The following is a 17,911-nucleotide window of genomic DNA, read 5'->3' as shown; positions in this document are numbered from 1 at the left end:
CTGCATTGTCGCGCAACTGATCCCGCGCATTCTTCGAGCCTGGTCTCACCCGCATATTCGCAGGGTGAGACCAGGCTCGTCACATTCCGGAAACATTGACGACTCACCACTGTGACATGTGTCATGCAGACTGTGTCTGCCCGGTTCGATTCGGAACCGGCCGAGACACGAAAGAGACGACATGGAACTCGATGCAGTGAATGTATGGATGATGGTCGCCGCGGGGTTGGTGCTGCTCATGACCCCCGGGGTGGCGTTCTTCTACGGAGGAATGACGCGGATCACCTCGGCGATCAATATGATGATGATGGTCTTCTCCGCGATGGCCGTCGGTGGACTCGTCTGGGTCCTCTTCGGCTACGGACTGAGCTCCGGTGACTCGATCGCCGGAATCGTCGGCAATCCGCTGTCCGAACTCGGACTCACCGGCTCGGTCGCGAACGACCCGGCCTCGCTGATCTCCATCGGCTACGGTTCGACGTTCGCGATGATCGCGATCGCCCTCATCGCCGGCGCGGTCGCCGACCGGGCGAAGTTCTCCACCTGGCTGGTCTTCTCCGCCGCGTGGGTGACCCTCGTGTACTGCCCCCTGGCGTTCATGGTCTGGGGAGACGGACTGCTCAGCGAATCCGGTGCGATCGGCAGTCTGTTCGGGCCGGCCATCGACTTCGCCGGAGGCACGGTCGTCCACATCAATGCCGGCATCTCCGCCCTCGTGCTCGTCGTCGTCATGGGTCGTCGTGCCCGCTTCTCGACCCCGCACAAGCCGCACAACATCCCGATCACCGTGCTTGGTGCGGCCCTGCTGTGGTTCGGCTGGTTCGGCTTCAACGGCGGTGCCGCCACCACCATCGAACAGGGCGGACTCATCTGGATCAACACGCTGGCAGCACCTGCCGCCGGCATGATCACCTGGATCATGATCGAACGACTGCGGGCCTCGCGACCGAGCAGCATCGGCAGCGTCTCGGGAGCGATCGCCGGCCTCGTCGCGATCACCCCGGCGTGTGCGAACGTCGATCCCTATGCGGCCATCCTCATCGGAATCGCGGCAGGCGCCGGTGCGATCTTCGCCGTCGAAGCGAAGAACCGTCTGCGCTATGACGATGCGCTCGATGTCGTGGCCGTCCACCTCGTCGCCGGAATCATTGGCACCGTGATGATCGGGTTCTTCGCCTTCCCCAACGAAGACGGACCGGCCGGTCTCTTCTACGGAGGCGGACTCGAACTCCTCGTTGCACAGGTGCTCGCCTGTCTCGTGGCCATCGTCTTCGCCGGTCTCGTCACGCTCGCGATCTCCCTGGTCCTGCGCTCGACGATGGGGCTGCGGATCGACCCGCGGGAGGAACTCGAGGGAATCGACACCTTCGAACACGCCGAGCAGGCCTACTCGTTCCGGTGACCCCAACAGACGCCCGTCCAGGCGGCCGGTGGGTCTCGCCGGCCGCGTGAACGGGGGAGAGTGCGACGTCGTGCTCATTGATCGCCTCGGCAGGGTGGAAGCAGACCACCCCGCCGAGGCGATCGGCCGTTCCACGCGCAGGTGAAGCATTTGTGCCGCCTCGGCGTTCGGCAATTGACGAATACGGGAAGGCCAGCGCCACCTCGGCGAGGGGTCACGGGGCAGTGTCAGCACTCTTGGTTTCAGCCCGGCACGGGGGAGTTGCTAGTCTAGAGAGTCGACCACACCATCGTGAAGAAGGCTTGTACGTGTTTAACTCTCTGTCCGACAGGCTCACCGCGACTTTCAAGAATCTGCGCGGGAAAGGCCGGCTGTCCGAAGCCGACGTCGATGCCACCATCCGTGAGATCAGACGTGCCCTGCTCGACGCCGACGTCGCCCTGCCTGTCGTGCGTGCCTTCACCGGCCGAATCCGGGAACGCGCCCTGTCCGAGGAGGTCTCGGGCGCACTCAACCCCGGCCAGCAGGTCGTCAAGATCGTCAACGACGAACTCGTCGGCATCCTCGGCGGGCAGACCCGTCGACTCAACTTCGCCAAGCGGCCGCCGACGGTCATCATGCTCGCCGGTCTCCAGGGTGCCGGTAAGACCACCCTGGCAGGAAAGCTCGCACACTGGCTGAAGTCCGAGGGACACCGGCCGATGCTCGTCGCGGCCGACCTGCAGCGTCCCAATGCCGTCAACCAGCTCCAGATCGTCGGCGAACGTGCCGGTGCCGTGGTCTTCGCCCCGGAACCGGGCAACGGCGTCGGCGATCCGATCCAGGTCGCCACCGACTCGATCGAGGTCGCGAAGTCCAAGCTCCACGACGTCGTCATCGTCGATACGGCCGGTCGCCTCGGCATCGACGAGGAGCTCATGCAGCAGGCCGCGGACATCCGCAGCGCGGTCAACCCCGACGAAGTCCTCTTCGTCATCGACGCGATGATCGGTCAGGACGCGGTGAAGACCGCCGAGGCGTTCCTCGACGGCGTCGACTTCACCGGTGTCGTGCTCTCGAAGCTCGACGGTGACTCCCGTGGTGGTGCCGCGCTGTCCGTCGCCGAGGTGACCGGAAAGCCGATCATGTTCGCCTCCACGGGCGAATCGATGAAGGACTTCGAGCAGTTCCATCCGGACCGGATGGCCGACCGGATCCTCGACATGGGCGACATCATGACGCTCATCGAGCAGGCCGAGAAGAACTTCGACGAAAAAGAGACCGAGAAGCTCAAGAAGAAGGTCGAATCCGGCGAGGACTTCGACCTCAACGACTTCCTCACGCAGATGGCGGGCCTGAAGAAGATGGGCTCGATGAAGAAGATGCTGGGCATGATGCCCGGTATGGGCCAGTACAAGGAGCAGCTGGCGAACTTCGACGAGCGCGAGGTCGACCGGGTCGAAGCGATTGTGAGATCGATGACACCCCAGGAGCGCTCCAACCCGAAGATCCTCAACGGCTCCCGCCGTGCCCGCATCGCCAAGGGCGCCGGCACCACGGTCACCGCGGTCAACCAGCTCATGGAGCGCTTCACCCAAGCGCAGAAGATGATGCGGTCGATGACCCGCGGCGGCGGAATGCCCGGAATGCCCGGCGGCGGAGGTATGCCGCAGATGCCCGGAATGGGCGGAATGCCTGGTGCCGCGGGTGGCAAGAAGAAGAAACCCGCAGGGAAGAAGAAGGGCCGCAAGGGCGGTCAGTCGGGCAACCCGGCCAAGCGTGCGCAGGAGGCGCAGGCGCTGGCTGACAAGAAGGCGGGCAAGACCCAGGACCCGGTCGGCTCGGCCTTCGGCGGAGTCGATCTGGGCAAGGACGAGGAATTCGATCCGGCGAACCTGCCCAAGGGCTTCGGCGGAATCTTCCCAGGTGGCAAGAAGTAGAGCCTTCTGGCACAATTGACTCTTGTACTTTTGCTCTCGGTCCGGGCCCTCTCATCCGCGCCGAAGTGATAGTCCGAGCCGCGGCTTCCAGCAGATCAACCCCACGATTCTTCTGGTACAGCTGTGCACACAGAACACAAAAGGAGACACCACTAAAGTGGCAGTCAAAATTCGTCTGACCCGCATGGGCAAGATCCGTGCACCCTTCTACCGCGTCGTCGTCGCTGACTCGAAGACCCGTCGTGACGGTAAGGCCATCGAACAGATCGGCATCTACCACCCGACCCGTGAGCCTTCGGTCATCGAGATCGACTCCGAGCGCGCACAGTACTGGCTCGGCGTCGGCGCACAGCCGAGCGACCAGGTCAAGGCTCTGCTCAAGCTCACCGGTGACTGGCAGAAGTTCACCGGCGAAGGCGAAGCGGTCAACACCGTGAAGCCGCAGCCGGAGAAGGAAGCCTACGTGGCCCCCAACGCCGAATCGGTGATCAAGGAAGCCATCACGCAGAAGGGCGGCAAGTCCGCTGAAACTGCCGAGGCTCCGGGCGAGGAAGCAGCCGAAGCCGCACCTGAGGCCGCTGAAGAAAGCGCTGAAGCCTGAGATGTTGCCTGATTCGCTCGAACATCTGGTCCGCGGAATCGTCGATCATCCCGACGACGTCTCCGTTCGTTCGCGTTCTTCGCAGCGCGGCACCACCCTCGAGGTCCGGGTTCACCCCGAAGACCTCGGCCGGGTCATCGGCCGTGCAGGCAGGACCGCCAAGGCCCTGCGCACCGTGATGAACTCGCTGGCCGGCCGTGAGTCGGTGCGAGTGGACCTCATCGAGGCGTAAATCCAACATCCGAGAGGGGATGCAGTGCACATGCGCTGCATCCCCTCTCATGCATTCACCTAACCGTCGCCGACTACACTGGTGCCAGAACACGGCGGCCCGCCGTCAGATCGCAGAAACGCAGTCACCCGGGCGCAGGGCCGGCCGGACAGACAGCGACAGCAGACTTCGAGGAGCAGTATGGACACGGTGATCGCCCGGCTGGGCAAGCCGCACGGAATCAAGGGCGAGTTCACCGTCGAGGTGCGCACCGACCGACCCGAGGACCGGCTCAATCCAGGGGCGACCTTCGCCACCGATCCCGATATCGGAGAGCTGACGCTGAAGTCGGCGAGGTGGCATCGCAACCGCCTGCTCCTGGCCTTCGACGAGGTCCCCGACCGCAACCGCGCCGAGGAGATCCGCAACACCCTCATCCTCGCCGAAGCGGATGAGGACGAAGACGAAACCGACGCCTGGTACCTCGACGACCTCATCGGCCTCAAGGTCTACGAGAACGACGCCCTCGTCGGCGAGATCGTCGACGTCACGAACGGCACCGCCCAGGATCTGCTCCACATGAAGCACACCGCCGGACACGTTGTGCTCATCCCCTTCGTCACCGAGATCGTGCCCGACGTCGACATCGAATCGGGACGCGTCACCGTCACCCCGCCCGCCGGCCTCTTCGACGCCGAATGAGCGGACCGTTTCCGATGAATGGCAGCGCCACTCCCACCGAGGCTATCGCAACGGACTTGGTGACCCAGGGTGCGACCCCCGCCGCGGCGGGCGGACCGCAGATGTCGATCGATATCGTGTCGATCTTCCCCGAATATCTCGCCGGACTGCAGCTCTCGCTCATCGGCAAGGCCGTCGATCGTGGTCAGCTGAGCCTCGGCGTCCACGACCTGCGGGACTTCACCTTCGACCGGCACAACACCGTCGATGACTCGCCCTATGGCGGGGGAGCGGGAATGGTCATGAAGGCCGAACCCTGGGCGCTGGCTCTCGAGCACATCCTCGCGGAACGCGGCAGCGCTGCGGTGGGAGAAGGTGCGGACGGGGCTCGGACCGCCGGTCCGGCAGCCGGAGGCAAGCCGACGCTCATCGTGCCGAGCCCCGCCGGGCAGGTGTTCGACCAGCGCATCGCCGAGGATCTCGCCGCCCGCGACCACCTCGTCTTCGCCTGCGGACGCTACGAAGGAATCGACCAGCGCGTCATCGATTGGGCCGGGGAGCACTTCGACCTGCTGCCCATGAGCATCGGCGACTATGTCCTCAACGGCGGTGAAGTCGCCTCGATGGTGATGATCGAAGCGGTCAGCCGCCTCATCCCCGGCGTCATCGGAAACCCCGCATCGCTGACCGAGGAGAGCCACGAAGACGGACTGCTCGAATACCCGATCTATACGAAGCCGGCGTCCTGGCGCGGACGCGAAGTGCCCGAGATCCTGCTCAGCGGCAACCACGCCGCGATCGCCAGGTGGCGACGTGACCGACGTCTCGAACGCACCGCGGATGTCAGACCGGATCTGCTCGAGAAGCTCGATGACCTGAGCAAAGACGACCTGGCGGCGCTCGAGCGGTTTGAGTCTGAGCGCTCAACCGTGACAGAATAGAGCGTCGCGTTTGTTGGCACTCACCTGCTTCAGGGGGATGAGTGCCCACGGTGGCCCGTCGCATCGAATCGGCGGGTCGACGGGGAGAGATCCCGACAGACGATCCAGTTACCGGAACACCGGTCCGATATGCGTGTCCTCGACCTGAAGCAGAGGCCACAGGAGATACCACAATGCAGAAGCTCGATGTTGTAGATGCAGCCTCGCTGAAGTCTGACGTTCCCGAATTCCGTCCGGGCGACACCCTCAACGTTCACGTCAAGGTGATCGAAGGTTCCCGCTCGCGTATCCAGGTCTTCAAGGGAATCGTCATCCGTCGCCAGGGCGACGGCGTTCGCGAGACCTTCACCGTCCGTAAGATCAGCTTCGGCGTCGGTGTGGAGCGTACCTTCCCGGTGCACTCGCCCAACGTCGACAAGATCGAGGTCCTCACCCGCGGCGCCGTGCGCCGTGCGAAGCTGTACTACCTGCGCGAACTGCGCGGCAAGGCTGCTCGCATCCGCGAAAAGGCCTGATTTGCCCGGCACTGTGGGCGGTGATCACACGGTGCCGAACAGACATGAAGACGCGACCTTCGGGTCGCGTCTTCTGTCTTCGGCACGGTTCTGGAAGGCGATCGTGGCGATCGTCGTCGTCATCATCGTGCTCGGCGGATCGGTCCGCGGATTCGTCATCCAGCGCTTCACCATTCCGAGTGCCTCGATGGAGCCTACGCTCAAGGTCGATGATTCGATCACGGTGTGGCGCCCGGACGCCCTGAGCGGAGATCTCCAACGCGGAGACATCGTCGTCTTCGACGGCCGCGGATCGTTCGTCGACGATGCGCTGCCCACTCCTCTGCAGAAGATCGGTTCCTGGGTCGGACTCGGCCCTCGGGACGTCTACTACGTCAAACGCGTCATCGCCGTCGGCGGTGACAGCCTCGAATGCTGCGACGCGAAGGGCCGTCTGCTGCTCAACGGCAAGCCTCTGAGCGAAGACTATGCGCCGACCCCCGCCTCGGCGGTGGAATTCTCCATCGAAGTCCCCGAGGGCACCATGTGGGTGATGGGCGACAACCGCAACGACTCCGCCGACTCCCGGTCGCTGCTGGGTCGGCCCGGTGGGGGATTCATCCCCACCGATCGGATCATCGGCCCTGTGATCGGGCACGGGTCCTCGATCGACTGAGTGTTCGCACGGAACTGCGCTGCGGCTGAGTGTGGGGCGAGAGTCGTGCTGATACGCTCGGTTCAGTCCACAGCCGCACTCCTGGTCCGATGTGAAAGCGAACGAATGACAAGCGAATCCGAAGCTTCCCCGCCGCCCGCCTCGAAACGGTTCGCGCGCGGTCTGCTGGAGACCCTGGCGATCATCGTCGTCGCCCTGCTCATCTCGACGGCACTGAAGACGTGGGTCGTCCGTTCTTTCTACATCCCGTCCGAATCCATGATGACGACCTTGCAGGTCGATGACCGGGTGCTCGTCAACCAGCTGGCTCACCGCTTCGGACCCGCAGACCGTGGCGACATCATCGTCTTCGATGACCCGGACCATTGGCTCTCGGCCGCTGAGACCGCCGAATACACGCCCAACCCGGTCCTCGAATTCATCGGCCTGGCCCCCGCGGACTCGGGAAACCAGCTGATCAAACGCGTCATCGGCGTCGGCGGCGACACGATCAAATGCTGCGATGCCGAAGGACGCCTGCTGGTCAACGGCGAACCGATCGACGAAACCTATCTCGATGAGGGCACCGCCCCCTCGGAGGTCGAATTCGAAGTCACAGTGCCCGAAGGCCATTACTGGGTGATGGGCGACAACCGCAGCAACTCCGCCGACTCCCGGTACCACACAGACACCGACCCCTTCGTGGACGAAGACGACGTCGTCGGCACCGTGTTCCTCATCAACTGGCCGTTCAAGCACTTCAGCTGGGTCTCCACACCCGACAAGGTCTTCGCGGACGTACCGGACACCGCCGAGGGACTCAGCGGGAACTGATGGCCGCACGTGGACTGACCGACCTCAGCGTCGAACGGGAACTGCTGAGCGAGGGATTCGACTACGTCATCGGCGTCGACGAGGTGGGCCGTGGCGCCCTGGCCGGGCCCGTCAGCGTCGGTGTCGCCCTGTTCGATCTGCGCACCCTCACCGCCGCCGAAGTGCCCGTCGGCATCCATGATTCGAAGCAGCTGAGCGCGCAGTCGAGGCAGGAGGCCACCGAACGTGTGCGATTGTGGGCGACTGCCGCGGCAGTGGGGTCGACGACGCCGGCCGAACTCGACGAGGTGGGGATGACGATGGCGCTCAACCTCGCCGGACGTCGCGCCATAATCTCGATGCTGCGCGAATGGGCGGGCGCACGTTCCGACGGGCACGGTTCGGGCGGTTCCGAAAGGAACGGTTCGGGAGGTGCCGATGTCAACGGAACGGCCGCCCCGGCGAGGGAATTCCCGGACCGGACGATGGTGCTCCTCGACGGTCGACACGATTGGCTCTCGGCCCCACTCACCCTCGACTGCCTGGGGACATTCGGTGACTGTGCCGACCTCGAACTGCCGCCTGTGCGCACCGTGATCAAGGGGGACGGCTCCGTTCCGGCTATCGCGGCGGCGAGCATCGTGGCGAAAGTGGCACGCGACGAGACGATGATCGCACTCGCCGAGGCCCATCCGCACTATGGTTGGGAATCGAACGTGGGATACGGGACGGTGAAGCACCGACAGGGCATCACCGAACTCGGACCCAGCATCCACCACCGGAGAAGCTTCCGCCTGACCGCGGACTCAGGAGCGAAGGAGGGCCTGTCATGAGCGCCGATGATCTTGACGACTACGAAGCACAACTCGAGCTTGCGCTGTACAAGGAATACCGGGACGTCGTCGGTCTCTTCGCCTATGTCGTCGAGACCGAGCGCCGGTTCTACCTCGCCAACCACGTCGACCTCAAGGCTCACAACGACGCCGGCGACGTGTACTTCGAACTCACCCTGCGCGACGCGTGGGTGTGGGACAGCTACCGGTCGGCACGGTTCATCAAGACCGTGCACGTGCTGACGTTCAAGGACGTCAACATCGAAGAGATCGCGAAGTCCGATCTCGAACCGCCGACGGCGATCCGCGGCTGAGGCCGTTTTTTCAACTCGCAGACGAATCCCGGGCTCACGCACTCCTGCACCGATCGCTGTGGACGCGGCACTGACTCGAACGTAGAACTCCTGTGGATGAGTCGGCCTCTTCCACAGGACCCTTTTCTGCTCTTCCCCGAGGCAAGGCCAGCATGGTCATCTGACCAGCATGGGACGGATACGAACACCCGGTCGGACACGAACGTCGAAGACCACACGGACCGTGAAGGGCCTGCGCAAGCAGGCGCTCGGCAGCAGGGGAGAGGACCTTGCCGCTGCGTTTCTCGAAGACGCTGGACTCGTCATTCTCGAACGCAACTTCCGGTGCGCACGAGGAGAGCTCGACATCATCGCCCGCGACGGTGACACCGCGGTCTTCGTCGAGGTCAAGACGCGCCGCACCGCGATGCTCGGATCACCGCTGGAGGCAGTGACCCGAACCAAGCTCGCCCGCATCCGCACATTGGCAGGGATCTGGCTGAGCGGGCAAGACGCATACTTTCCGGCCACACGCATCGACGCGCTCGGGATCATCATGGAACCGCGCGTGCAGTACTTCCACTGCCCGAACATCCAGGTCGACTCGTGAGCGAGGAGACCCTGGGACGGGAGGAACCGCCGGTCGAATCACCAGAGCCGGTCGAGCCGCCGGAGCTGGTCGAGTCAGCCGGGGCCGACGAAGTCGAACCGACATCCTCGGCGCACATCATCGGTAGGGCCTCTGCCGTGGCCCTGTGGGGGCTGACCGGGAAGATCGTGTCGATCGAAGCCAGCGTCAGCGCCGGTCTGCCGGGAATCGACATCGTCGGACTGCCGGATGCCTCGGTGAGCGAATCACGCAAACGCCTCCGTGCGGCCCTGGCCTACCTCGGCAAACCCGTCGCCACCGAACACCTGACCATCAACCTCACCCCGGGAACGGTGCCGAAGATCGGCACCGGATTCGACCTCGGCATCGCCGTCGCCGTGCTCAGAGCACTCTCGTTGATCACCAACGACGACACCGGCAGCGTCATCCACTGTGGTGAGATCGGGCTCGACGGCAGAATCCGTCCCGTCACCGGGGTGCTCCCGTCCCTGCACACCGCGCTGCAAGCTGGGTTCGACCGCTTCGTCGTCCCCATCGGCAATGCCGACGAAGCGAGGCTGATCGGACGGGCAAGAGTCCTTCCGGTCGCCTCGCTGGCCGAGGTCGTCAATGCCTATGGTGGATCGATGGCCGTCCCCGCACTGCCGGCGGTCCTCGAGATGGATCGGCCCGTCCCCGTGAGCCCGGAACTCCATGACCTCTCCGAGGTCCAAGGACAGGCCGAAGGGCGATTCGGTCTCGAGGTTGCCGCGGCAGGTGGCCACAACCTGCTCATGCGCGGCACACCCGGAGCGGGTAAGACCCTGCTGGCCCAATGCCTGCCCGGAATCCTGCCGCCGCTCAACGACGGCGAAGCCGTCGAAGTCGCCACCGTCCGTTCCCTGCGCGGAGAACTCGACGGCAGCGACGGACTCGATCACCGCCCGCCGTTCGAGGCACCCCACCACCGCAGCACCGCCTCGGCGCTCATCGGCGGACGCCGCCCCGGAACGGTCGGAGTCCTCAGCCGCGCCCACCGCGGGGTGCTGTTCATGGATGAGGCACCCGAATTCTCACGCGATGTGCTCGAAGCCCTGCGACAGCCGATGGAATCCCGTCGCGTCCACATCCACCGTGCCTGGGGATCGATGGTGCTTCCGGCATCCTTCCAGCTCATCATGGCCGCAAACCCCTGCCCCTGCGGAGTCGGGATGGCCGGCGCCGGCGGGGACTGTCGGTGCACCCCTTTGGACAAACGCCGCTATCGCAATCGGCTCTCCGGACCGCTGCTCGACCGCGTCGACCTGCAACTCGAGCTCTTCCCCGTCTCTCCCGCCGACATCCGGCTCGGCGGGGACCAGGAGACCAGCACCACGGTGGCCGCCCGCGTGCTCGACGCGCGGAAGCGACAGTCGCAACGCTTCGCCGGCTGCGACTGGAGGCTCAACGCCGAAGCGCCCGGAACCTGGCTGCGCGAACACTTCGCACTCACACCGACTGACCTGACGGACCTGGACCGGGCACTCGATACGGGTCGGATCACCATGCGCGGCTATGACAGGGTGCTGCGGGTCGCATCCACTCTGGCCGACCTGGCGGGAAAGCAGGGTCCCGACCCCGACACGATGAGAATGGCGCTCGCCTTGCGGACACAGGAGTCCTGACCGTGAACACACATGAGGACGTACGCATGGCCATCGCCTCACTGCTGCGCATCGGTGAGCCAGGCGACGGACTGCTCAAACGGCTCGTCGACGGAATCGGCCCGGTCGCCGCGCTGGCGATCATCACCGCCGTCGGTCGCGGTGAGACCACCGCTCACAATGCTGTCCAAGGTCTGGCTGACACCGGCACCGAGGCGGCCGAACACGGTCAGATGTCAGCGACCATCGACCGGTGGGCCGTGCGAGCCGGGGAAGCCGACGCGGTCGGGAACGATCTGGACAAGATCGCGAGAATCGGCGGCCGACTGGTCATTCCCGACGACGATGAGTGGCCACGAATGCTCGACGATCTCGGCCCTGCCGCGCCACTGGGTCTATGGGTGAGAGGGTCGGCGTCCCTCAGGGCCGCATTGAATCGTGCCGTTGCCGTTGTCGGGGCCAGAGCCGCCAGCAACTACGGAACCAAATGCGCCTCTGACCTCGCGTGGGATCTTGCGGCTCGAGGAATAACCGTCGTATCCGGCGGTGCGTTCGGCATCGACGCGGCCGCCCACCGTGCCGCCATTGCCCGGGAAGCACCGACGGTGGCAATCATGGCCGGGGGAGTCGACCGCTTCTACCCGGCGGCGAACGCCGACCTGTTCGAACAGATCCTCGCCACCGGTGCCATCGTGTCCGAGACCGCACCCGGAATGACGCCGATGCGCCACCGGTTCCTGCTGCGCAACCGACTCATCGCAGCCTCGGCGCAGGTGAGCGTCATCGTCGAAGCCGGGTGGCGCAGCGGGGCACTCAACACCGCCCGGCATGCCCTCGAACTCTCCCGCCAGGTCGCGGCCTTCCCCGGGTCCGTGTACTCGGCGTCCTCGACCGGAGCACACAAGCTCCTGCGCGAACACGAAGCGGAACTCGTCACCTGCAGCGACGATGTCATCGCGCTCATGGACGATGACACCCCGGCACTCTTCGACACGGCCGTGCTCAGTGCTGCTGCGGGGAGTGGAGAACGCCCGCCGTCTCTCGATCCCCGCGAAGGGCTCGACGAGCGGGAGAAGATCTGTCTGAATGCGCTGACCGTGTCGAAGCCGCTCGACGTCGGCACCATCGCCTCCCGGGCAGGGCTGACGATCGCGGATGCGCTCAACTCTCTCACTGCGCTCGACCTGGCCGGATTGGCCGCACGCCGTGACACCGGATGGGTGAAGCTGCGGAAACCGGGTGGCTGAACACTGCGCCAACCGATCGGCCTGTCCGGCGATGTACGCGCGGCTGCACTCCGGCTCCATGATTGTGCACATCCACCCGCGTATCCTGGGGACGTGAGCACATCATCGACCGTCACCGAGGTGGTGTCCGGCTATGCCGACCACCTGTGGTCTCGTGACGTCTCCGAACACACCGCCCGAGCCTACGTCTCCGACGTTTCCGACTTCCTCGATCACGCCGTGCACTCGACGAAGCTCCGACTGGGGAGCGGAGACGGACAGTCCGCGAAGTCATCCGGCGCACGGATCGACATCGCTGCTGTCGAACTCGATGATCTGCGGTCCTGGCTCATCGCCCTCGACGATGCCGGTGCCGCGAAATCGACGGTGGCTCGCAAGATCGCTGCCGTGCGCTCCTTCTTCGCCTACGGTGTGAGCAATCTGGGACTGCCGAACAACCCGGCCGCCCGTCTGCGGACTCCGAAGAAGGACTCCCGCCTACCCACGGTGCTCAAACCTCAGCAAGCCGCCGACCTCATCTCCGCTGCCGAAAGATCCCGCGGTGCTCAACGCGACACCAGGTCTTCACAGTCGGATGGGTCCGCCCCCACCGACACGGATACAGGCGACTCCACGACGGGTGATTCCGCACAGCACGGCAAGAACGATCCCCTCGATGCGGCCAAACGCATTCGCGATGCCGCAATCCTCGAAATGCTCTACGCCACCGCGGTCCGCGTCTCGGAGCTGACCGGACTCGACCGCAGCGACATCGACCACCGCGCATCGATGATCACCGTGCTCGGCAAAGGCAACAAAGAACGTCGCGTCCCGTTCGGCACTCCAGCTCGCCAAGCCCTTGAGGACTGGCTGGCCGCCCGTGAACTGCTCGCCGGTCCCCGAAGCGGCGACGCACTGTTCCTCGGCGTCCGAGGAGGACGCATCGGCGCGCGGCAGGTGCGCGAACTCGTTCACCGCTACGGCTCCGACGACCCCAGCTCCCCGGACATCGGACCGCACGGACTGCGACACTCGGCTGCCACGCACATGCTCGACCGCGGTGCCGACCTGCGACAGATCCAAGAGCTGCTCGGCCACTCCACAATGAGCAGCACGCAGATCTACACGCAGGTCTCCATGCAGCGGCTGCAGGACACCTACCGCCGAGCGCACCCGCGGGCCTGAGACTCTCGGTTCGTCGTCCAGCTGACCGCGGCTGCCTACTTGCGGAACTCCCAATGCCAGGGCTCGGGCAGGGATCCAGTCTGTCGCGCCCACCCGGGATGGATCCACCCGAACTTCGGCGCATTCGCCCGCATCCACTGATGCTGCGCGGTGCCGAAGGAATTGATCCCGCTGCCGAGGTCGACTGCCAGCGCCCACCCGTGATTCGACGTTCCCGGTGTCGCCGCCATCCGCCCCTTTCGCCGTTTGAGGATCACCTGCGTGGCGTAGTCCCGGTAAGCATCGGTGACCGAGATCGGGACGCCGAACCGAGCCTCGAACGCCGTCGAGAGCCGATCGAAAGCCGCTTGAGCATCGCAGCGCAGCATCTGCCCGGGGGCGGACTCCAACTGACACATCGCCGAGGCGGGAATACGCCCGTTGCTGTGACCGCCCCACGCTCCGGCGCCGGAGGTGGCCGAATCTCCGCCGCCTTTCGGCTCCTTCGCAGGTTTCCGTGACAGCGGCAGAAGTGCCGACTGCTCCTGGCCGAAGAACTTGCCCGGATCGACGTACCTCTGATCGCTCGCGGCCGGCCATGCTCCGATATGCAGGCACGAACGCTGACAGTGGCCACCGCTTCCCACCGTGCCGATCTTCTCGCCGGCAGCAAATCCCTTACCCTTCTTCAACGACGTCGCGGCCGGCTGAAACGTGAGCACATGATCGGACTCGGTGAGGATGCTGACGGTCGCAGTCCCCGCCACCGTGCCGGCAAAGCGGATCATCCCTTCCGTCGGTGCCCGCAGCGGTTCGCCCTCGACTGCGAGCACGTCGATTCCGCGATGCCCCTTGAGCCACGGCTTGTCCGGAGGGTCGAAGGCTTCGATGATCTCCATCGCCGGCACCGGGGTGACCCAGTTCGTCGTTGCGCTCCTCTGAAGGCTGACCTGTTTCCGTGTCGACGCAGCCCCGGGGGTGGCGCTCGCCGTCGGGGGAGTGCCCGTGAGCACAAGGGCTGCTGCGATGATCACGGCAAGGAGCAGTGACTGTGGTGAGCCGAGGCCTGATCGCCTCGTTCGGAGATGGAACAGCTGGCGGAGCCGGTCGAACGCGAAGTGAGTCATGGGAGCATGCAACCCCCTGGGGCACGACCGGGTCACCCGTAAGAATCAGTACTGTGGACGGGCCGCGTCTATCCACAAGTCAACGACGTTCGAGTGCGGCGACCGTCCACAGGAGGCGATGGTCGAGTGCACCGAATCGATGGCGATCCGGCTCCCCACGGCAGACGGCACCGTGCGCTCCGGAGCTCGCCCGCACCCATCGATCCCCACCCGTCGACGCACGAGTCGATGCGACGATACGGCCCGGTGGGCCGCCTCGGCGGTGGATCGATCCCGATTGGAAATGACTTGCCCAGCCGGGATAGACTTAAGCCCAGCAGAAGCGTGTCTTCTGACTACGCGTATCCGAATTCTTCTCCTTCCCATGGTGCAGGCAGCCGTCAGGTATGCCTGTGGGGCGGACGAACCGGGTACCAGGAATCAACCGAAAATGTCATCGACGCATCCCGTCGATCGAATCAGCGCGGACCCTCTAGGGTTCGCTTTGAGAACGATCGACGCGCGCGTGACGTAAAAGCACCCTGAGGGTGCACAGAAAGGAGGGCGTCGGCATGGCCGTCGTCACCATCCGCCAGCTGCTCGACAGCGGCGTTCACTTTGGACACCAGACCCGTCGTTGGAACCCGAAGATGAAGCGCTTCATCTTCACCGAGCGCAACGGCATCTACATCATCGACCTGCAGAAGTCGCTGGGCTACATCGACAACGCCTTCGAATTCGTGAAGGAGACCGTGGCCCACGGCGGCTCGATCCTCTTCGTCGGCACCAAGAAGCAGGCCCAGGAATCCATCGCTGAGCAGGCTCAGCGCGTGGGCCAGCCCTACGTCAACCAGCGTTGGCTCGGCGGTATGCTCACGAACTTCCAGACCATCTCGATGCGTCTGCGCCGCCTCAAGGAACTCGAAGAGATCGACTTCGACGACGTTGCAGGTTCCTCGCACACCAAGAAGGAACTGCTCATCCTGCGTCGCGAGAAGGACAAGCTCGAGAAGACCCTCGGCGGCATCCGCGACATGCAGCGCACCCCGTCGGCCGTCTGGATCGTCGACACCAAGAAGGAACACCTCGCGGTCGACGAAGCCAAGAAGCTGGGCATCCCGGTCATCGGCATCCTCGACACCAACTGCGACCCGGACGACGTCAACTACCCGATCCCGGGCAACGACGACGCCATCCGCTCCGTCTCGCTGCTGACCCGCGTTGTCGCCGACGCCGTGGCCGAGGGCCTCATCGCCCGCCACTCCTCGGACGACGCCAGCGGCGAGAAGAACGTCTCCGCCGTCGAGCCCATGCCCGAGTGGGAGCGCGAGCTCCTCGAAGGCAAGACCGACGAGAACGGCACCGAGGCTGCTGCCCCGGCCGAAGAAGCCGCTCCTGCTGCTGAGGCTGCGCCTGCGGCTGACGCTGAGAACGCTGAAGCTGCTCCGGCCGCTGAAGCCGCCGACTCCACCGAGTCGACCGAGTCCTGATTTCGTTTAACTCCACCATCCTGAGGAGAAGGAATGGCAAACTACACTGCCGCTGATATCAAGGCACTGCGCGAGAAGACCGGCGCCGGAATGATGGACGTCAAGAAGGCTCTCGACGAGTCCGACGGCGACCAGACGAAGGCCATGGAGGCCCTGCGCATCAAGGGCCTCAAGGGCGCCACCAAGCGCGAAGGCCGCTCGACCTCCGACGGTCTGGTCGCGACCTCCGTCGAAGGCGGAGTCGGCACCATGATCGAGCTCAACTCGGAAACCGACTTCGTCGCGAAGTCCGAGCCGTTCGTCAAGCTCTCCGAAGAGGTCCTCGAGCTGGCCGTGGCCAACAAGGCCGATTCGGCCGAGGCACTCCTCGCCGCTGAGACCGACGGCAAGCCCGTCTCCCAGTTCATCACCGAATCCGGTGCCTCGCTGGGCGAGAAGGTCGAACTGCGTCGCGTGGGCCGTGTCGAAGGCTCCAAGATCGCCTCCTACCTGCACCGCACCAACAAGGACCTGCCCCCGCAGGTCGGCGTGCTGCTGGCATTCGAAGGTGACGACGAGACCGTGGCACACGATGTCGCCGTGCACATCGCCGCCATGGCCCCGAAGTACTTCTCCCGCGAAGACGTTCCTGCCGACCTCGTCGAGAACGAGCGTCGCATCGCCGAGGACACCGCGAAGAACGAAGGCAAGCCCGAACAGGCTCTGCCGAAGATCATCGAGGGTCGCGTCAACGGCTTCTTCAAGGAGAACTGCCTGCTCGACCAGGGATTCGCCAAGGATCCCAAGCAGTCCGTGGCCAAGGTGCTCGAGGCTGCCGGCGTCAAGGCCACCGGCTTCCTGCGCTACCGCGTCGGAGCCTGATACACCACTGACCGTGAAGCAGACAGAACTCTGCTTCCCAGGTTCACCGAGTGAGTGAGAACTCACCCGTGGAGCGGGGTCGGACCAATCGGTCCGGCCCCGTTTTTCGCTAAACTGACCCAGACGCCCGATCACAGTGACGATCCCACCGGGTACAGACCTGCCCGCACGGAAGAAGGACTCCATGACTAGCACCCCTGTTCACGAATCCAGCTACGCCAGTCGCGCAGTGCGCACCCATCGGCGCCGCGTTCTGCTCAAGCTCTCCGGCGAGGTCTTCGGCGGCGGAAAGATCGGCGTCGATCCCGACGTCGTTGCCGCTGTCGCCCGCGAGGTCGCCCCCACCACCGAGGATGTCGAGGTCAGCATCGTCGTCGGCGGCGGCAACTTCTTCCGCGGAGCCGAGCTCTCCCAGCGCGGCATGGACCGCACCCGTGCCGACTACATGGGCATGCTCGGCACCGTGATGAATTGCCTGGCGCTGCAGGACTTCCTCGAACAGACGGGTGTCGACACCCGCGTGCAGACCGCGATCCCCATGTCGCAGGTCGCCGAGTCGTATATTCCCCGCCGTGCCATGCGGCACATGGAGAAGAACCGCGTCGTCATCTTCGGCGCCGGTGCCGGACTCCCGTATTTTTCCACCGACACCGTGGCCGCTCAGCGCGCACTCGAAGTCCATGCCGATGAGGTCCTCATCGCCAAGAACGGTGTCGACGGCGTCTACACCGCCGACCCCAAGGTCGACCCGAACGCCGAGAAGATCTCCGAGATCAGCTACCAGGACGCCCTGCAGCGCGGCCTCAAGGTCGTTGACGCGACCGCCTTCAGCCTGTGCATGGACAACAAGCTGCCGATGCACGTCTTCGGCATGGAAGGCGAGGGCAACCTGCGCAAGGCCATCATCGGTGAGAAGATCGGCACGGTCGTCCGCTGAGACCCACCCTCACCGAGGCGGTCCGACGCTGAACTCAGGCGGATCCTCACGG

19 protein-coding genes are annotated in these 17,911 nt (G+C 64.9%); 18 read left to right on the top strand and 1 reads right to left on the bottom strand.

Translation table 11 applies throughout. From position 1 onward, the window contains the following. The first annotated feature begins 181 nt into the window (after nt 1–181). The 15 genes from ACSBQT_RS14565 to ACSBQT_RS14495 all read left to right on the top strand — a co-directional run bounded on the left by ACSBQT_RS14565 (nt 182) and on the right by ACSBQT_RS14495 (nt 13,486). Nucleotides 182–1,402: an ammonium transporter gene (locus ACSBQT_RS14565; protein ID WP_025777323.1), complete on the top strand. Its 1,221-nt coding sequence runs from the start codon at nt 182–184 to the stop codon at nt 1,400–1,402. A gap of 308 nt (nt 1,403–1,710) precedes the next feature. Then, nucleotides 1,711–3,321, top strand: coding sequence for a signal recognition particle protein (gene ffh, locus ACSBQT_RS14560; protein ID WP_410711210.1), 1,611 nt, complete (start codon nt 1,711–1,713; stop codon nt 3,319–3,321). A gap of 157 nt (nt 3,322–3,478) precedes the next feature. Next, nucleotides 3,479–3,922 carry a 30S ribosomal protein S16 gene (gene rpsP / locus ACSBQT_RS14555; protein WP_410711211.1) on the top strand — a complete coding sequence of 148 codons (444 nt, stop codon included), beginning with the start codon at nt 3,479–3,481 and terminating at the stop codon, nt 3,920–3,922. A gap of 1 nt (nt 3,923) precedes the next feature. Continuing rightward, nucleotides 3,924–4,154, top strand: coding sequence for an RNA-binding protein (locus ACSBQT_RS14550; protein WP_039210974.1), 231 nt, complete (start codon nt 3,924–3,926; stop codon nt 4,152–4,154). A gap of 180 nt (nt 4,155–4,334) precedes the next feature. Further along, nucleotides 4,335–4,835, top strand: a complete 501-nt coding sequence (gene rimM / locus ACSBQT_RS14545; protein ID WP_181272020.1) for a ribosome maturation factor RimM — start codon at nt 4,335–4,337, stop codon at nt 4,833–4,835. Between the two features lie 101 nt (nt 4,836–4,936). After that, nucleotides 4,937–5,755 (top strand): tRNA (guanosine(37)-N1)-methyltransferase TrmD, encoded by an 819-nt coding sequence (gene trmD, locus ACSBQT_RS14540; RefSeq protein WP_410711352.1) that lies wholly within the window; start codon nt 4,937–4,939, stop codon nt 5,753–5,755. A gap of 173 nt (nt 5,756–5,928) precedes the next feature. Beyond that, nucleotides 5,929–6,270, top strand: coding sequence for a 50S ribosomal protein L19 (rplS, locus tag ACSBQT_RS14535; protein ID WP_025777317.1), 342 nt, complete (start codon nt 5,929–5,931; stop codon nt 6,268–6,270). Nucleotides 6,271–6,301: 31 nt separating this feature from the next. Then, nucleotides 6,302–6,925: a signal peptidase I gene (gene lepB, locus ACSBQT_RS14530; protein ID WP_410711212.1), complete on the top strand. Its 624-nt coding sequence runs from the start codon at nt 6,302–6,304 to the stop codon at nt 6,923–6,925. A gap of 105 nt (nt 6,926–7,030) precedes the next feature. Continuing rightward, nucleotides 7,031–7,738, top strand: a complete 708-nt coding sequence (gene lepB, locus ACSBQT_RS14525; RefSeq protein ID WP_410711213.1) for a signal peptidase I — start codon at nt 7,031–7,033, stop codon at nt 7,736–7,738. Continuing rightward, a complete protein-coding gene (locus ACSBQT_RS14520; protein ID WP_410711214.1) occupies nt 7,738–8,550 on the top strand; it encodes a ribonuclease HII in 813 nt (270 codons plus the stop codon). The genes lepB (ACSBQT_RS14525) and ACSBQT_RS14520 overlap by 1 nt, the downstream gene beginning before the upstream one ends. Continuing rightward, on the top strand, nt 8,547–8,864 hold the full coding sequence (locus tag ACSBQT_RS14515; protein ID WP_025777313.1) for a DUF2469 domain-containing protein: 318 nt from the start codon (nt 8,547–8,549) through the stop codon (nt 8,862–8,864). Before ACSBQT_RS14520 ends, ACSBQT_RS14515 begins: the two co-directional genes overlap by 4 nt. A gap of 169 nt (nt 8,865–9,033) precedes the next feature. Next, nucleotides 9,034–9,453: a YraN family protein gene (locus ACSBQT_RS14510; protein WP_410711215.1), complete on the top strand. Its 420-nt coding sequence runs from the start codon at nt 9,034–9,036 to the stop codon at nt 9,451–9,453. Further along, entirely contained in the window at nt 9,450–11,096 is a 1,647-nt protein-coding gene (locus ACSBQT_RS14505) for a YifB family Mg chelatase-like AAA ATPase (protein ID WP_410711216.1), read from the top strand. Before ACSBQT_RS14510 ends, ACSBQT_RS14505 begins: the two co-directional genes overlap by 4 nt. Before the next feature lie 2 nt (nt 11,097–11,098). Further along, nucleotides 11,099–12,322, top strand: a complete 1,224-nt coding sequence (dprA, locus tag ACSBQT_RS14500) for a DNA-processing protein DprA (RefSeq protein ID WP_410711217.1) — start codon at nt 11,099–11,101, stop codon at nt 12,320–12,322. A 93-nt stretch (nt 12,323–12,415) separates the two neighbouring features. Then, complete coding sequence (locus ACSBQT_RS14495) at nt 12,416–13,486, top strand: tyrosine recombinase XerC (protein WP_435001943.1); 1,071 nt, start codon at nt 12,416–12,418, stop codon at nt 13,484–13,486. Nucleotides 13,487–13,521: 35 nt separating this feature from the next. On the opposite strand, the gene ACSBQT_RS14490 is transcribed toward ACSBQT_RS14495, so the two are convergent. Then, nucleotides 13,522–14,592, bottom strand: a complete 1,071-nt coding sequence (locus ACSBQT_RS14490) for a D-alanyl-D-alanine carboxypeptidase family protein (RefSeq protein ID WP_410711219.1) — start codon at nt 14,590–14,592, stop codon at nt 13,522–13,524. A gap of 551 nt (nt 14,593–15,143) precedes the next feature. On the opposite strand from ACSBQT_RS14490, the gene rpsB reads away from it, so the two are divergent. The 3 genes from rpsB (at nt 15,144) to pyrH (ending at nt 17,859) form a co-directional block, all read left to right on the top strand. Further along, entirely contained in the window at nt 15,144–16,061 is a 918-nt protein-coding gene (rpsB, locus tag ACSBQT_RS14485; RefSeq protein ID WP_410711220.1) for a 30S ribosomal protein S2, read from the top strand. 33 nt (nt 16,062–16,094) lie between these two features. Further along, a complete protein-coding gene (gene tsf, locus ACSBQT_RS14480; RefSeq protein ID WP_101544635.1) occupies nt 16,095–16,922 on the top strand; it encodes a translation elongation factor Ts in 828 nt (275 codons plus the stop codon). A 184-nt stretch (nt 16,923–17,106) separates the two neighbouring features. Continuing rightward, nucleotides 17,107–17,859, top strand: coding sequence for a UMP kinase (gene pyrH / locus ACSBQT_RS14475; RefSeq protein WP_410711221.1), 753 nt, complete (start codon nt 17,107–17,109; stop codon nt 17,857–17,859). Nucleotides 17,860–17,911: the final 52 nt, after the last annotated feature.

It is taken from the genome of Brevibacterium sp. H602, from assembly GCF_051172395.1.
In the GTDB taxonomy this organism is placed as follows: domain Bacteria; phylum Actinomycetota; class Actinomycetes; order Actinomycetales; family Brevibacteriaceae; genus Brevibacterium.
The sequence above is the reverse complement of the archived record's forward strand: the minus strand, read 5'-3'. Positions and strand labels throughout refer to the sequence as shown.

Coding starts and splice junctions, on each gene's coding strand:
- ACSBQT_RS14565 (WP_025777323.1), top strand. CDS start 182: ATGGAACTCGATGCAGTGAATGTATGGATGATGGTCGCCGCGGGGTTG.
- ACSBQT_RS14550 (WP_039210974.1), top strand. CDS start 3,924: ATGTTGCCTGATTCGCTCGAACATCTGGTCCGCGGAATCGTCGATCAT.
- rimM (WP_181272020.1), top strand. CDS start 4,335: ATGGACACGGTGATCGCCCGGCTGGGCAAGCCGCACGGAATCAAGGGC.
- trmD (WP_410711352.1), top strand. CDS start 4,937: ATGTCGATCGATATCGTGTCGATCTTCCCCGAATATCTCGCCGGACTG.
- rplS (WP_025777317.1), top strand. CDS start 5,929: ATGCAGAAGCTCGATGTTGTAGATGCAGCCTCGCTGAAGTCTGACGTT.
- lepB (WP_410711213.1), top strand. CDS start 7,031: ATGACAAGCGAATCCGAAGCTTCCCCGCCGCCCGCCTCGAAACGGTTC.
- ACSBQT_RS14520 (WP_410711214.1), top strand. CDS start 7,738: ATGGCCGCACGTGGACTGACCGACCTCAGCGTCGAACGGGAACTGCTG.
- ACSBQT_RS14515 (WP_025777313.1), top strand. CDS start 8,547: ATGAGCGCCGATGATCTTGACGACTACGAAGCACAACTCGAGCTTGCG.
- ACSBQT_RS14510 (WP_410711215.1), top strand. CDS start 9,034: ATGGGACGGATACGAACACCCGGTCGGACACGAACGTCGAAGACCACA.
- ACSBQT_RS14490 (WP_410711219.1), bottom strand. CDS start 14,592: ATGACTCACTTCGCGTTCGACCGGCTCCGCCAGCTGTTCCATCTCCGA.
- rpsB (WP_410711220.1), top strand. CDS start 15,144: ATGGCCGTCGTCACCATCCGCCAGCTGCTCGACAGCGGCGTTCACTTT.
- tsf (WP_101544635.1), top strand. CDS start 16,095: ATGGCAAACTACACTGCCGCTGATATCAAGGCACTGCGCGAGAAGACC.
- pyrH (WP_410711221.1), top strand. CDS start 17,107: ATGACTAGCACCCCTGTTCACGAATCCAGCTACGCCAGTCGCGCAGTG.